This window comes from Sphingobacterium multivorum (assembly GCF_900457465.1).
In the GTDB taxonomy this organism is placed as follows: Bacteria; Bacteroidota; Bacteroidia; order Sphingobacteriales; family Sphingobacteriaceae; genus Sphingobacterium; species Sphingobacterium multivorum.
The window spans coordinates 425,338-439,982 of the sequence record NZ_UAUU01000011.1; the positions used below are offsets into that span (position 1 = coordinate 425,338).

A 14,645-nucleotide genomic window follows, 5' to 3' on the forward strand; every position below is an offset into this window, starting at 1 on the left:
AACAGTCCCTCCAGTTTTATGTGGCATTTATCATCATGGTCATTTCATAAGCCACATGGAAGTAAACATTCGATATTTGGTGAATAGCCTATAATAGCTCGGTTAGCCTGCAACATTATTATTGGACAATCGTTTGCATTCCTGAAACTCTTTTTTTACTTCAATTTACTATTGTATTATTGTTAAGTTAATTTAATGCATTATAAATCATACTCATGAAGGTATCTTTTTGGAGTACAAAAGCACAAGTCAGTTTACTGATGGGATTGGCTTCTCCTTTTATTTTTCAACCCACTCGAGTCGATGCTAAAGTAAGTACGATCAATTATTACAATACAATAGGTCGCGATCAAGCTAATCGTATTATCGCGATTCAAAAAATTAATCCGACTACAGTTGAGATTGTATACGATAATGGCCAACGTCTGACTTTAGATTTCTACGGTAATCATATTTTTAGAATGTTTCAGGATGTTCATGGTGGAATTATTCGTGACCCTGAAGCTAAACCCGACGCAAAAATATTGGTAGAGCAACCTCGGAAAACTGTCGCTGAGCTCGAAGTAAAGGATGAGGGTAATAAGGTCAGCATCTCCACCAACGATATTCTTTTTTCAATGGATAAACAGACTTCACAGTTTAGTATCCTTAATCGTAAAACCAATAAGATTGTAGTTGAAAGCTTAAAGCCGGTCGTTTTTGAGGACAAACAAGTAAGCCTTGAATTAAAGGAAAATGCGGATGAGTACTTTTTTGGTGGTGGCGTTCAAAATGGACGTTTTTCACATAAGGGAAAAGTAATTGCTATCGAAAATCAGAACAGCTGGACCGATGGCGGTGTTGCCTCTCCAACCCCTTATTACTGGTCAACCAAAGGGTATGGTTTTATGTGGCATACTTTTAAGAAGGGAAGTTACGCCTTTGGAGCCAAAACCGCTGGCACAGTCAAATTGGCCCACGATACGGATTATCTGGATGTCTTTTTTATGGTTGGTGACGGTATTGTGCCTTTGCTCAACGATTTCTACCAATTGACGGGTAACCCAATTCTTCTACCAAAATTTGGTTTGTACGAAGGACATCTTAATGCTTATAACCGCGATTTTTGGAAAGAAGATGAAAAGGGAATTCTTTTTGAAGATGGCAAACGCTATAAAAAAAGCCAAAAGGACAATGGCGGAATCAAAGAATCGCTGAATGGCGAGAAAAACAATTATCAATTTTCGGCTCGCGCAGTCATAGACCGTTATAAAGCCCATGACATGCCTTTGGGTTGGATTCTTCCCAATGATGGTTACGGTGCTGGATATGGTCAAACGGCATCTTTAGATGGAAATATCCAAAACCTGAAAGAGTTCGGCGATTATGCACGTAAGAATGGTGTGGAAATCGGTTTATGGACACAGTCTGATCTCCATCCCAAAGACAGCATCAGTGCATTACTGCAACGTGATATAGTAAAAGAGGTACGGGATGCAGGTGTGAGAGTCCTAAAGACGGATGTGGCCTGGGTTGGTCCAGGATACTCCTTTGGTCTCAACGGGGTAGCTGATGTAGGGCATACCATGCCTTACTATGGCAACGACGCTCGTCCATTTATTATTTCATTGGATGGTTGGGCAGGCACACAGCGCTATGCCGGTATCTGGTCGGGTGACCAAACTGGAGGTGTATGGGAGTATATTCGATTCCACATACCAACATATATAGGCTCGGGACTTTCGGGCCAGCCCAACATTACCTCTGACATGGACGGGATCTTTGGTGGTAAAAACTTCAAGGTCAATATCCGTGATTTTCAATGGAAGACTTGGACACCCATGGAACTCAATATGGATGGCTGGGGCTCGAACGAGAAATACCCTCATGCTTTGGGCGAGCCAGCTACTTCGATCAATCGTCTGTATCTGAAATTGAAATCTCAATTGGTTCCCTACAGCTATAGTGTGGCAAAACAAGCGGTAGATGGTCTGCCCATCATTCGCGCGATGTTTTTAGAGCAAGCAAATGCTTATACACTTGGAAAGGCAACGCAATACCAGTACCTCTATGGTCCAAATTTCCTGGTGGCACCGATTTATCAGGAAACACGTGTGGATGAGAAGGGAAATGATATACGCAATGGTATCTACCTGCCGGATGGTGAATGGATTGATTATTTTACGGGTGAAAAATACCAGGGTGGCCGTATCATCAATAACTTTAATGTGCCTATTTGGAAGCTGCCTGTTTTTGTGAAAAATGGAGCTATTATTCCGGTAACCAACCCGAATAATAATGTGCTGGAAATCAAAAAGGATCAACGTATTTATGAGGTGTATCCTTATGGGAATTCCAATTTCCTGGAATATGATGATGATGGAAAAACCGAGGCTTATCGGTATGGTAAGGGAGTAACTACATCCCTAACTTCGCAGTTAAACAATAATAAAGTTGTTTTTACGATTGCTCCAACACAGGGCGAATTTGACGGATTTGAAAAAATGAAGTCTACCGAAATTCGTTTCAACGTTACCAAAGCACCTAAGAAATTGACCGTAAAGGTCAATGGAAAAAATAATAAACTTAAAGAAGTGAACAGCTTAGATGCGTTCAATACTTCTGAAAATGTATATTTCTACGACGCACAACCAAACCTGAATCATTTTGCAACCAAGGGATCTGAATTTGAAAAAGTACCTTTGGTGAAAAATCCGATGTTGCTGGTACGACTAGCGAAACAGGATGTCTCATCGACTGCAATAGAAGTACAATTGGAGGGTTTCGAATATGCTCCTGTTGACAACTATCTGGCTCAGACCGGTGCTTTGACTTCGCCCAAAGCTGTTATCACAGATCAACATACACAAGCATATACCTTAACCCCAACCTGGGAAAAGGTTGCAAATGCTGATTATTATGAAATTGAATTCAATAATCTGATCTATTCGACCATCAAAGACAGTCAGTTGCTATTCGAAGGATTGGCCGCGGAAACTGATTACCAGTTTAAAATTAGAGCTGTCAATAAATCTGGTGTTTCAGATTGGAGTACATTTGCCGCAAAAACAAAGGCAAATCCATTGGAATTTGCCATCGAAGGAATCAAAGCAGAGACTTCTGTGGATAACCAAGGCGGAAATGGTATCAATAAATTGTTCAATTATGATGAGGGAGATATGTGGCATACAAAATGGGGACAGACAGCTGTTCCGTTTGATATGACTTTAGATCTAAAATCTGTTAATCAATTGGATAAGTTTGAATATCTTCCAAGAACCGATGGCGGAAATGGTATCCTTTTAAAAGGAAAGGTATTCTATAGCAATGATAAGGATACCTGGACGGAAGCTGGAAGTTTTGATTGGAAACGTGATGGCGAAATGAAACGTTTTGATTTTGGAACCCATCCAGTAGCCCGATTTATCAAAATTTCAGTTTCTGAAGCTGTGGGAGGTTTTGGCTCCGGAAGAGAATTATATGTGTTTAAAGTGCCCGGATCTTCGAGCTACCTACCAGGGGATATTAATAATGACCGATTGATCGATCATAATGATTTGACATCCTATATTAACTATACGGGATTGCGATTGGGTGATGGAGATTTTGAAGGTTATGTCAGCAATGGTGATGTCAATAAGAATAATTTGATTGACGCTTATGATATTTCCAATGTCGCTGTTGTTATCGAAGGTGGTGCAAAACCAGCAAAAGAAGAAAAAGTAGCTGGTAAACTAAAATTGGTTCCCTCAAAAACAAGCTTGAAGTCGGGAGAAACCGTAGAGATCAGTATTAGCGGAGAGAATCTCAAAGCTGTCAATGCACTTAGTTTCGCTCTTCCGTACAATCAGGGCGATTTTGAATATGTCGGTATTGAACCTGTACAGCTGAAAGAGATGAACAATTATAGTAACGATCGTCTTCACACCAGTGGAGGTAAAGCGCTGTATGCTACTTTTGTTAATCTTGGCAATAAGGAGACCTTGAATGGGTCTGAAGTTTTATTTAAGATTAAATTGAAAGCAAAACGCAATGTCAACTTCAATCTGAAAGCGATAGATGGTATTTTGGTTGATAAAAAGCTGAATTCCGTTACTTTCTAAAAATAATAAATAGCCTTAACAAAAAGAGGCTGTCTCAAAAAGGCAGTCTCTTTTTTTGCATTATCTAAGGTTTATTATTTGTTTTAACGGTTTGATTTTCATATATTTATAGTGTAAACAAAAAGGATATATGCCATCTCAAAGAGCTACTTTTAAGCCTTACTATCAGGACCAGATCATGGCCATTCCTCCAACTTTGGACGAACTGGTGTCCAAAGGTCATCCGGTACGTATCGTTAACGATGTAATCAACCGGATCAACATCCAGTCCCTATTGGACGCTTATAAGATAAAAGGCTGCTCCAGTTATCATCCGCAGATGTTGTTGAAAGTTTTGGTGTTTGGCTACGTAAGCAATGTCTACAGCAGTCGCAAATTGGAAACGGCGTGCCGGGAGAACATCAATTTCATGTGGCTGAGCGGCATGAGCTATCCCGACCACAATACCATCAACAGATTTCGAGGCGTTCGTTTGAAAGAAGCACTTCGTAGTGTATTTGAAGAAGTTGTCAAACTCCTATCCGAAGAAGGTCTGCTGAGTATAGAAGATGTTTACACCGATGGCACCAAGATTGAAGCCAATGCTAACAAATACACCTTTGTCTGGAAAAAAGCTATCCAGACCAATAAGGAGAAGATGAAAGCTGCCTTAAAAGATATTTGGGAATACGCCCAAAGTATCGCCAAAGCAGAGGACAACCTTCCGGAACCTCCCGATCTGACAACAATTGACCGCGAAAAAGTTCAGGCTACGGTCGATAACCTGAACCGGGTCTTGTCCGATAAACCTTCGGTAAGCAAGAAGATGAGGGCAAAGTTGCGCTATGCGACTAAAAACTACCCGGCCAAGATTGTTCAATATGAAGAGCAGGAAGTAACGCTTGGAGATAGAAATAGTTATAGCAAGACAGATCCCGATGCTACTTTTATGCGCATGAAAGAGGATCATATGAAAAATGGCCAGCTCAAACCAGGTTATAACATTCAGATATCTACTTCCAATCAATACATCGTCAATTACACCATACATCCCAACCCCACAGATACCACAACGCTACCCGGTCATCTGGCACAACATGAGGCGAGCTTTGGGGAAATACTGAAAACCATTACCGCAGATGCTGGCTATGGCAGCCAGGAGAACTATGCGTTACTAGAAGGGAAAAACATTGGGGCCTATGTGAAATATGGTATGTTTGACAAGGAGCAGAAAAAGAGTTATTCGGGCAAGAAGCCATTCTCCGTTGATAAACTACATTATAACCCTGCAAAAGATTGCTATATCTGTCCAATGGGACAGGAAATGAACTGCATAGGTCTATTTACACAAAAGACCTCCACAGGTTTCGAGCAAAAAATAAAAAGATATCAGGCAAAAAACTGCACAAACTGCCCATTGAACGGTGCTTGCCACAAATCACAGGGCAATAGAATCATCCAGATAAATGAACAGCTTGAGGCTTATAAAGATAGAGCATACGGATTGCTTAACAGCGATGTCGGTATAGCCAAAAGAAAACAGCGATGTCACGATGTCGAACCAGTCTTTGGAAACATAAAACAGAACCACGGGTTCCGAAGATTTATGCTCCGCGGTAAGGAAAAAGTGTCCATAGAATGGGGTTTATTGGCTATAGCGCAAAATCTAAGGAAAAAAGCAGCTTAAAAAGCTACTTTTTGTTCTTTTTCTTCCCAAATGAACAGTTCTGTGAAATAATCAACAAACAACTCACAAATCTATCGCATAGCCATATTTAATAAAAAAAGCTGCCTCAATAAATTTGAGACAGCTTCTTTTTGTTAATTGACGTCTAAGTGTACGAAATTAGTCCAATATCATACTGAGGTCCATCAGTAGGATTTCAGTATCTGCTGAGGTTACTTTCAGGTTAATTTCAGCGACATCCCAGATTCCAAAGCCATCTCTGCTCTCCAATTCTTGTCCTTCGACGGTAACACTGCCTTTTATTACAAAAACATATACACCGTTTCCGGCCTTTTTGATCTGGTATTTTGTCTGGACGTCCTTGTCAAAATGCCCCATAGAAAACCAGGCATCCTGATGGATCCATACACCTTCGTCTTCTGGATTGGGCGAAAGAATTTGTTGGAATTTATTCTGTCTTTGTGCGATATCTAATGTAATTTGATCGTAGCGCGGGCTGACATTCCGTTGATTAGGGTACACCCAAATCTGAAGAAACTTCACCACCTGATCGGTGTTTTTATTATATTCACTGTGTATGATGCCCGTTCCGGCACTCATGACCTGAATATCTCCTTTCCGGATAATGGCTTTGTTACCCATGCTGTCTTCGTGTTGCAAATCACCTTCCAAAGGAATACTGATGATTTCCATATTATCGTGCGGGTGTTTGCCAAAACCTCTTCCTTCAGCCACCATATCATCATTTAGTACCCGCAATACACCAAAGTGCATACGTTCGGGGTCGTGATAATTGGCGAAGCTAAACGTATGATTGCTTTCTAACCAGCCATGATTTGCATGACCGCGTGTAGCTGCTTTATGGAGGACGCTATGGTTTTCCAATTTGTCTGAATTATAATTTACATCTTCGGCATCCAGCGTTTCAAGCGGTTCTATCTCGTCAATATCATTCTTCAAGATATCAGCTGAAGATACTGTTGATGCAAATATTCCGGAACCCAAAAGGCCTTTTTTTATAAAGTTCTGTTTGTTCATGATCTTATTATTTAGTATCCAAAATTAGCCTATTAGCCATTGATTTCTATTGATCTAGTTCAATAAAGAAAGGATTTTAGCGGATTTTAGTTGTTTCTCTAAGAAGCTGTTGCTTGTGGTCTAGCCATTATTAAACGGAACGTAAGTCTGGAAAAAGACTGTAGACTTCATTTTTTAGAAGTCCACTTCCACCGCCATAATGTTTGATCAGGCCAATCGGATAGGTGAGCCGCGAAAGGTGATCTGTTATTTCATGCTCTTCCTGAGGAGAGAGTCCCGAACTCAATAATAAAACATCTACAGGATTGTCTATCAGATGTTTCTTACAAGTACCCAAATCCTGTTGTATCGTTGCATTCCAGCTGGGTGTGCTTTCAATGATTCTCTTGAGCGTGAGGAGAATTTCTTCATTTTTACCCAATAGGAGAAAGTTTATGGTTTTCATGATGAATGCTATTTTTAAGTGTATGATTAGTATAATGATACACAAATTCGTTACACGCTAATGTTGATGAGTTGAAGCGCAACTTTTGTTTATCATTCGCTATCGTGATGCTTCCTTCTTAAGGATTTGTACGAATTACTGTATTAACAATGGCATTACCCTTTAAAATTTTTGAAATGGGACATTCTTCGGCAATTTGTTGAAGTCGTTCTCGGGTATCTTCCATTAAGATTTGTCCAAAAGCGATCTCGCGATCAAAATACGTAACCACCTGTCCTTTTTCAATCTTGAGATACATATTTGAACTGACAGAAATTTCTGGAATATCAAGTCCTTTTTTATCGATGTACATGCGTAGCGTAGCTAATGTACAAGATACAAGCGATGAAATCAGAAGGGTGTAAGGGTCAGGCCCAAGATCTCTTCCGCCAAGTTTTTCAGGTTCATCCGTAATAAATTCACCATTCCTCCAGTGGATGCTGGTCTTATATTTCTGCTCGGCAATATGACCGATGACAGGGTTTTCCAATATATATTTCATACGGATAATTCTTTTGTTTGTAATACAACAAAAATAAGCCTGAATTGATTCATTTTCATTGATGTAGTTCAATAAATATAGTCATTCTGTCTTATGATGTTTTTTTTATAGCCGATCAAGCGGATGGATTTCCGCTGATGGATAAACATTACCGTTTCAGAAAAAATAAGGATTGGAGTAAGTTGAATCACATAAATTTTCTTACTTTTAACAATCGAACACGCTCATTTTTTTAAGGATTTTAATTTAATATTTCGGTTATGATGAAGAGATTTTTACTTGTCGGACTTTTTGCTGGTATAACCCATTTTATGGCTTTCTCGCAATCGCACGAACTACGAGTGGGTATTACTTCCGGTGTGTCCAACTTTACGGGATCGGGAGCCGAAGCGAAGAGTATGTTGAATGGATCTACGCAGCAGGACTATTATACCAATAATCCTTATGGAAAAAAATATGGAATCAATATCGGTGGTGCTTTAAACTACAGGTATGTTTTTGCCAACAACCTGATATTAGGATTGGAAGGCGCCTATGAACGATTGCAGACAAAGATTGATTTGGAAGGCAACGAGTTTATGAATGGAAGCCGTGGTCAAACCCGTCTCAATCAACAATTTATCAATTTTAATCCTTTTGTTGGCTATCGTGTCTTTTTTGAACCGATGACAATGGATATACAGCTGGGTATGGATATTGCCAAAACGTTAAGCATTAAAGAAAATGGTAGCATTGAAGATAAGCAGGGTAATAAAACAAGTTTTGATCGTGACCGCGGCAAGATTATAGATTTGGATCTACGCCCTCGATTGCAGTTTAATGTAAATTATGACCGTTATACGGTGTTTGCTGGATATTCATGGGGACTGAAGGATTACAACAGCGGGATGCTTGGCGCTGATCCCGGTACCGCACGATTAAATGTATTCCGATTGGGTTTACAATATCAGTTATTAACCCCACTATTTAAAAATGACTAAGGGTCGAATAGAAGCATTCAGTGATGGCGTTCTAGCCATCATTATAACGATTATGGTACTTGAATTAAAAGTACCTGAAGGGGTTACTTTTGCAAGCCTCAAGCCTTTATTGCCCAAAATCATCTCTTATATCGTAAGTTTTATGTATGTGGGACTCTATTGGAACAACCACCATCACCTCTTTCAAATCGTTCGCAAAGTAAACGGCAAAGTACTTTGGAGCAATCTCCATTTATTGTTTTGGCTATCCTTAATGCCGGTTACCACCAATTGGATAGGTGAATCCCATTTTGGTCGAGATCCGATTATCGCTTACGGTGTTGTGTTGATTATGTGTTCTATTGCCTACCATATCGTGGAGTATTTTGTGATCCAGATTGAGGGCGAAGATTCTGCATTGAAAAAAGCGGTCAAATCGAAAACAAAAGAAAATATTTCTACCGCACTGTATTTTCTGGGAATAGGTCTGTCTTTTATCAATCCGTATATCAGTTTAGTGCTATACGGAACGGTTGCTATTATGTGGATTATTCCCGACCGCCGTATTGAGAAAGAAATGCGGAATCAATAGTTTTGCTGATCCAGGACTTTCAGGATGAACTGCGCGCGATCAAATACGGTTGTTTTTGGAACCTCAATGGTTTCATAACCCAGTTTTGTATAGGTCTCTTTCATTATCTTGAAGGTATTTTCGGCCTCCTGCCAAGTTTGTTTCCGCTCGTTGTCATTCGCATAGATCTCTGCCCAAGGTGGTAAGATGAATACCTTTTTATGATAACGCTTCAATCTTGCTTCTCGCAGGCAATCTTCCCCGATTGCAAGACCTTCCATGGCAATATATGCTAATGTATCTGGAATCCCGCGGTCAAAAAACACATAGCGGGTTTGATCTTTGCGCAACTGTTCCGAATAACCGCTGCAAGACGCCGCTAGCATGAGCTCGGCATAATGACGCTTATTCTTCCAGGGGAGGCCGTCGCCATTCATTTCCATTTGTTCTCGGATAATCCGCCGGGCATCCTCCGGTACAACACTAAATCCCAGTTGTTGTAATTCCTTTAATAGCGTTGTTTTACCGACACCAGGTCCTCCTGTCAGGACAATAAATTGAGCTGTTTGATCCATAATGTTTAAAAGGTAATAAGTTAGCAGATCATAAGTCCCAAGTTAGTCCAAACTTGGTTTCTCTGCCGAAAAAGGGCATCGCTGTTTTCAGAAAAGATCAGCTGTATTGCTTGGCAATTTTTTTTTCGGGTTCCACGTAGCACATATACAGGGAAAAAAGAAAAAAATATTCAAGGGGTTTCATCAGGACATAGGTCATATTTGATGCCCTAACAGAATTTATTTTGATCGAGATATTAAACCCATATTTATCATAGCAATATCTAACATAGCAATATCTAACATAGCGGTGTAATACTGGCGATAGATCGCTTAATATTTCTTCGAATGCATTGGCAATTTGGAGTTGTCTATTGACGATAATGGTGTTACCATGTCTTTTGCCTAATCTCAATGGTTTTACAAGGACGGGATCTCCTTTAGCTGCAACTGTACAGAGGTAATGTCCCTGATGATCCAAGATGGGAGGGTGCATTTTTTGTGAAAAAGCCCAAGTGGTTGTTTCTGTGAAAACTTTTACCATTGAATCCCGATCCTGCCCCAAAAGGATGAGGATAATTGTTAGTAAGAGAAAGACCGGAACAAGTAAAATAAGCGCCCATGTGGGGTATTTTAGCTTTGCCGAAAGTAGGTTATTGATCTTGTTGAGCGTGGCGTTGGCATAGCTTCTCGTCGAGGCGTAACCCTGTTCTTCAACGATGATTTTACGGATTAATCCTATACCCATGATCAAGCAGCATAATGGTGTGAAAATAAAGTATAAGGTTCCCTCGTTGCCAACATACATGTCCAATGTGGACGTATCGTGGTGACTGACCTGAACGAGTACAAACACACTGATCATACTGCCTATCATTAACATAATCAGCATTAGAACAAGAGGAATAGAGGGGATTTTTCGTCCTTTGAGCCAAATCGCTATTGCTGAAATATTAAATGTTAGGAAATAAAACACAAGCGATAAAATGTGTTTTCCACCGAAGGGAATATAGCAATCACCATCTACAGGATCTACGGCTTGATTATATTGACTTGAGTGGAATAATAGCCCTACACCGGTTATCATTAACGAAATCAGGTAACCGATGATGATCGCATACTCAACAATTGTTATTTTTTCGCTGTTGTTTTTTGACAACAGAACGAAGCAGATATAAAATTCCGAAAAGCGTAAGAATAATAAGAAGAAAAATGAAGATCATAATGGGATGAGCAGTTATAATGCTAAGACGAATATCGTCAAATCATTTGTTTAATTCAGATGCAAAGCAGTCTTTTTTTTGCAGTCTATGTGTATAGTTGCTTGAAACCAATATTATTGAAGTGTTTAATAGGTTGGAATTCAAGATTTCTTCAACAGTATATCGTTATAGGGCCGAATGTCTAGCAATTATCAGTGTTTAATCTTTGCCGAATAACCGGCTCCAAAAGCTCTTTTTTTTACTGCTTTGCGAACTATCTGTTGTGTCAAAATGTTTAGGGTTGGCATGGATTGTTTCTGTTTTGACATTTGGTAAGATCTCATTTTCAGGAATTCCATGACGATGTTCTATTTCCTGGATCTGTTTTAATGCCGTTGTCTGATATAAAAGTGGGCCTTCTTTGTCGCAGTTAAAGAGGTTGGAGTAACTTTTTGATTCATTCAGATCAAAAGGTTGTGGTTCGACAACTTCTGTTGCTTCCAAAAGACCAAGGTTACGATCTTTGGCATATTGCAGAGCATTGAGGAAAACAGCAATACGGTTATCAGAAAATAGCGTATCTAGTTCAGCCTTGATCGTTGGATTATTATGGTAGTCTACCAACAATTGCGCAACTTTTTCTGCTGGGATAAAGACACCCGAACAATAGTTTTCTACAAGCCTATTTTCGATATTATTGGTCAGAAATTCATGTTGTACAAATTCATTCCACTGTTTGTAATAGCCGGATAAATGGTCATTTTTGGAGAAGGATAGGGCTCCACCGCGCACATAGAAGTATTTTTCGAAAAAACCCTGGACAACAGCAATGAAAAATCCATGGGTTTTGTCAAAATAATCATTTTTGTCGGTTTCCCGACCCGCATTTAAGGTGTCTTGGTACTTGGTTTTATAGAAGTCTTCTAGTTGGTGAACAGCAGAAACTTCCTCAATCTTTTCAGGATTTTTGAGCAAGTCAAAATACCAAGTTTCTATCTGCTGTTCTGAGATGGGGTGGTAACTAATATCATAGCCCATAATGACTGTTTTTAATCGCTTATGTTGTAATTGCTAATATATTAAAAATTAACATTTTGTGCAATATGAATCGCTCGGCTATCGTGCTTTTTTCACCTAAACAGACTGGTCGATGACAATTTTATACAGCGATATGATGGGACAACATGTTTGCCTATTTCATGATAATTAATTACTTTGGTCACAAACAGAATTTTTATATGAAGCACTTACTAGTTGTTATTTTTATGTCGGCGAGCTTATTTTTTACAGCCTGTCAATCCCCAAGTCCAGAGACTTTTTTCGGAAAAGTTGTTTTAAACACAAATCTTGTAGCAGATTTTGCCCCTGAACGCTACGGCAAACAGCTCGAGCAGGAGACCGTAGAATTTGCGGATATGCCCTCCAGTAAGAAAGTAGGCGACGAAGCTCAAAAATCTGTTGGAATCAAAATTCAGGTGGTCGAAAAGGCTTTAAAGGATATTAAAGAACTGAATGTTTCCGATGCCGATGCAAAAGCGTTGAAAGAGCAGTCTATTGCATTATTTGAAAAAGTGTTGCCTGTTTATAAAAACGAATATACCGCTTATGCAAAGTTATGTGATGGTAAAGGTTCAGCTGAAGAAAAGCAGGCTTTACTCCAGAAGATCGAAAAAAACGATATGCCTTCCATTAACAGTGTGTTTGACAACGTATATGCTTTAGGAAAAGCTTATGCCGAAAAACATAACTTGAACGTTAACTGGGGGAATTAAGCCGATGGAGGAAACAAGCTTATACAGAAATAAACGGAAAACAATTCAGCTATTGTCAATTTCGGGAGCTCTATGTTTGTTGCTTTTGGTCGTTTTATTGTTCAGTATCGGTTTATTTGATGGAGTATTTAAGGTAAAGCCGACAGTTTTCTCTGCCGGAGCACTGCTGGTACTCTTAATTTTATTGTTTTCCAGCCTACTGAGTCTTCGGGATAAAACGGCGCAAATTGTTTTGAACGATCGCTATTTTCTTGGAAAGACAACACCAGTATCAAAAGCTTTTGGCCGAGGCGACTGGCAGGATGTTAAAAGCATTGACTTACAAAAAGTCGGTGGTGATACCCTGGTCGTTGTAACACTGGGTCATCCTTCTAAATATAAAGAGCGGCTTTCGTCGCTGTTATGGAAAATGGCTTATCAAGAATCCACGCAAGAATTGTGTATTATGTATTCGTCCTCAACGATTGATTTGGAGCCCTCCGAGCTGTATCAGCTTTTTGTTTCTTATTGGAAAAGGGTAAAAGTAATCGATGTCTAGCAAACAAATTAGGTCATTGCAGACTTTATAGCATCAATCTTCTGTTGAATAATCTCTTTTTCCAATGTTATTTTGGCGAGGTTTTTTGCTTTATTGAAGTTTGCAATGGCTTTGTTTTTATCTAGATCCTGATAAAGTTCCCCGAGGAGGACAAAATAAAAGTGGTTGTCTTTTAGTTGTAAGGTTTTTACTTCGGCCAATGCAGCTTTAGCGCCTTTTACTTTATATAGGGCAAATATTCTATTTAATGCAGCTGCGGGGGAATAATTGACGACTAATAAACGGTCATACCACTGCAGGATTTCGGTCCATTTTTCTGGACTGTCTTCCTTTATACAATGGCATTGCGCAATTTTCGCCTCCAGATGATAAGATGTGAGTTCGTCGCCCGATGCGGCATTCTTCAGAAAATAAAGCCCCTGATGGATGAGTTCTTGATTCCAGCGTTCCTCATCCTGTTGCTCATACAAAATGAAATCACCTTCATTGGTCAGCCTTGCCTCGAAGCGGGAAGAATGGAAACAAATCAGCGCAATGAGCGCATTGGTCTTGGGTGTATTGGTTTTTTCATAAGATGAAAGCATGAGCGCAAGGCGTAACGCTTCAATACAGAGCTCCTTTCGTAAAATTTGATTTTGGGTTTTAGAATAATACCCTTCATTAAATAAGAGGTAAATAATATGGAGTACATTATCGAGGCGTTTCATAATTTCTGTTTCGGAAGGCAGCTCAAGTTCGATTTTTTCTGAACGTAGTTTTTCCTTTGCTCTGAATAGGCGCTTATTGATGGTTTCTTTGTTGGAAAGAAATGCTTCGGCAATTTCTTCTATCCCAAAACCACAGAGGATTCTAAGGGCAAGACCAATTTGTGCCTCACTGGCAATTGCTGGCGTGCAGATGGCAAACAGCATTTTTAATTGGCTGTCTTTAATATTTTCCTGCGAGAAACTAAACTCGTCAAAGCTCTCCGCTTCTGGCTCCCGCTGCCGTACTGCCGGGATGATTTTATCAGTAAATATTTTATTTCTTCTAAACTGGGCCAAGGTCTTTTGTTTTGCAACCGTGTACAGCCAAGCTGTAGGATTTGCAGGAACGCCTTTGGTCTGCCAGGATTCTGTGGCAACTAAGAACGTTTCGCTGACGATATCTTCCGCTATTTCGATGTACTGGAGGCCAAAACTCTTACTGATGACAGCGACTATTTTGGTAAATTCTTGCTGGAAAAGCTGTTTTAGAAAATCTGGATCCATAAGTTTAAAATAGGATCGGCTATGTCG

General features: G+C 39.7%; 13 protein-coding genes and 1 pseudogene. 6 read left to right on the plus strand and 8 right to left on the minus strand.

The features are described from left to right. Window positions 1-215: 215 nt before the first annotated feature. Both DTA23_RS18810 and DTA23_RS18815 read left to right on the plus strand, forming a co-directional pair. The gene (locus DTA23_RS18810; protein WP_112375645.1) at window positions 216-4,082 is read left to right on the plus strand and encodes a TIM-barrel domain-containing protein; all 3,867 of its coding nucleotides are present in this window, start codon (window positions 216-218) and stop codon (window positions 4,080-4,082) included. Window positions 4,083-4,212: 130 nt separating this feature from the next. After that, complete coding sequence (locus DTA23_RS18815; RefSeq protein WP_112373764.1) at window positions 4,213-5,748, plus strand: IS1182 family transposase; 1,536 nt, start codon at window positions 4,213-4,215, stop codon at window positions 5,746-5,748. A 159-nt stretch (window positions 5,749-5,907) separates the two neighbouring features. Here DTA23_RS18815 and DTA23_RS18820 read toward each other — a convergent pair whose 3' ends face one another. The 3 genes from DTA23_RS18820 to DTA23_RS18830 form a co-directional block, all read right to left on the minus strand. After that, entirely contained in the window at window positions 5,908-6,786 is an 879-nt protein-coding gene (locus DTA23_RS18820; RefSeq protein ID WP_046672112.1) for a pirin family protein, read from the minus strand. A gap of 130 nt (window positions 6,787-6,916) precedes the next feature. Beyond that, window positions 6,917-7,231 carry a hypothetical protein gene (locus tag DTA23_RS18825; RefSeq protein ID WP_046672113.1) on the minus strand — a complete coding sequence of 105 codons (315 nt, stop codon included), beginning with the start codon at window positions 7,229-7,231 and terminating at the stop codon, window positions 6,917-6,919. A 118-nt stretch (window positions 7,232-7,349) separates the two neighbouring features. Continuing rightward, on the minus strand, window positions 7,350-7,772 hold the full coding sequence (locus DTA23_RS18830; protein WP_112375646.1) for an OsmC family protein: 423 nt from the start codon (window positions 7,770-7,772) through the stop codon (window positions 7,350-7,352). A gap of 260 nt (window positions 7,773-8,032) precedes the next feature. Here DTA23_RS18830 and DTA23_RS18835 point away from each other — a divergent pair, with 260 nt between their 5' ends. Then, window positions 8,033-8,752, plus strand: a complete 720-nt coding sequence (locus tag DTA23_RS18835; protein WP_146753117.1) for an outer membrane beta-barrel protein — start codon at window positions 8,033-8,035, stop codon at window positions 8,750-8,752. Beyond that, window positions 8,745-9,323 carry a TMEM175 family protein gene (locus tag DTA23_RS18840; RefSeq protein WP_046672115.1) on the plus strand — a complete coding sequence of 193 codons (579 nt, stop codon included), beginning with the start codon at window positions 8,745-8,747 and terminating at the stop codon, window positions 9,321-9,323. The genes DTA23_RS18835 and DTA23_RS18840 overlap by 8 nt, the downstream gene beginning before the upstream one ends. Here the strand turns inward: DTA23_RS18840 and DTA23_RS18845 are convergent. The 4 genes and pseudogenes from DTA23_RS18845 to DTA23_RS18855 all read right to left on the minus strand — a co-directional run bounded on the left by DTA23_RS18845 (window position 9,317) and on the right by DTA23_RS18855 (window position 12,096). Continuing rightward, on the minus strand, window positions 9,317-9,877 hold the full coding sequence (locus DTA23_RS18845) for an AAA family ATPase (RefSeq protein WP_112375647.1): 561 nt from the start codon (window positions 9,875-9,877) through the stop codon (window positions 9,317-9,319). The genes DTA23_RS18840 and DTA23_RS18845 overlap by 7 nt on opposite strands. A 97-nt stretch (window positions 9,878-9,974) precedes the next feature. Further along, window positions 9,975-10,352: a DUF6688 family protein gene (locus tag DTA23_RS30910; protein WP_440591195.1), complete on the minus strand. Its 378-nt coding sequence runs from the start codon at window positions 10,350-10,352 to the stop codon at window positions 9,975-9,977. Next, window positions 10,353-11,054: pseudogene (locus tag DTA23_RS18850) on the minus strand (DUF6688 domain-containing protein); the annotation flags it as partial. Between the two features lie 223 nt (window positions 11,055-11,277). Next, window positions 11,278-12,096: a hypothetical protein gene (locus DTA23_RS18855; protein WP_112375649.1), complete on the minus strand. Its 819-nt coding sequence runs from the start codon at window positions 12,094-12,096 to the stop codon at window positions 11,278-11,280. Window positions 12,097-12,296: 200 nt separating this feature from the next. Between DTA23_RS18855 and DTA23_RS18860 the strand changes: the two genes are divergently transcribed. Next, on the plus strand, window positions 12,297-12,830 hold the full coding sequence (locus DTA23_RS18860) for a hypothetical protein (protein ID WP_146753118.1): 534 nt from the start codon (window positions 12,297-12,299) through the stop codon (window positions 12,828-12,830). 4 nt (window positions 12,831-12,834) lie between these two features. After that, window positions 12,835-13,368 carry an STM3941 family protein gene (locus DTA23_RS18865; protein WP_112375651.1) on the plus strand — a complete coding sequence of 178 codons (534 nt, stop codon included), beginning with the start codon at window positions 12,835-12,837 and terminating at the stop codon, window positions 13,366-13,368. 8 nt (window positions 13,369-13,376) lie between these two features. Here the strand turns inward: DTA23_RS18865 and DTA23_RS18870 are convergent, their stop codons facing one another. Continuing rightward, the gene (locus tag DTA23_RS18870) at window positions 13,377-14,618 is read right to left on the minus strand and encodes an RNA polymerase sigma factor (RefSeq protein WP_112375652.1); all 1,242 of its coding nucleotides are present in this window, start codon (window positions 14,616-14,618) and stop codon (window positions 13,377-13,379) included. Window positions 14,619-14,645 lie beyond the last annotated feature (27 nt).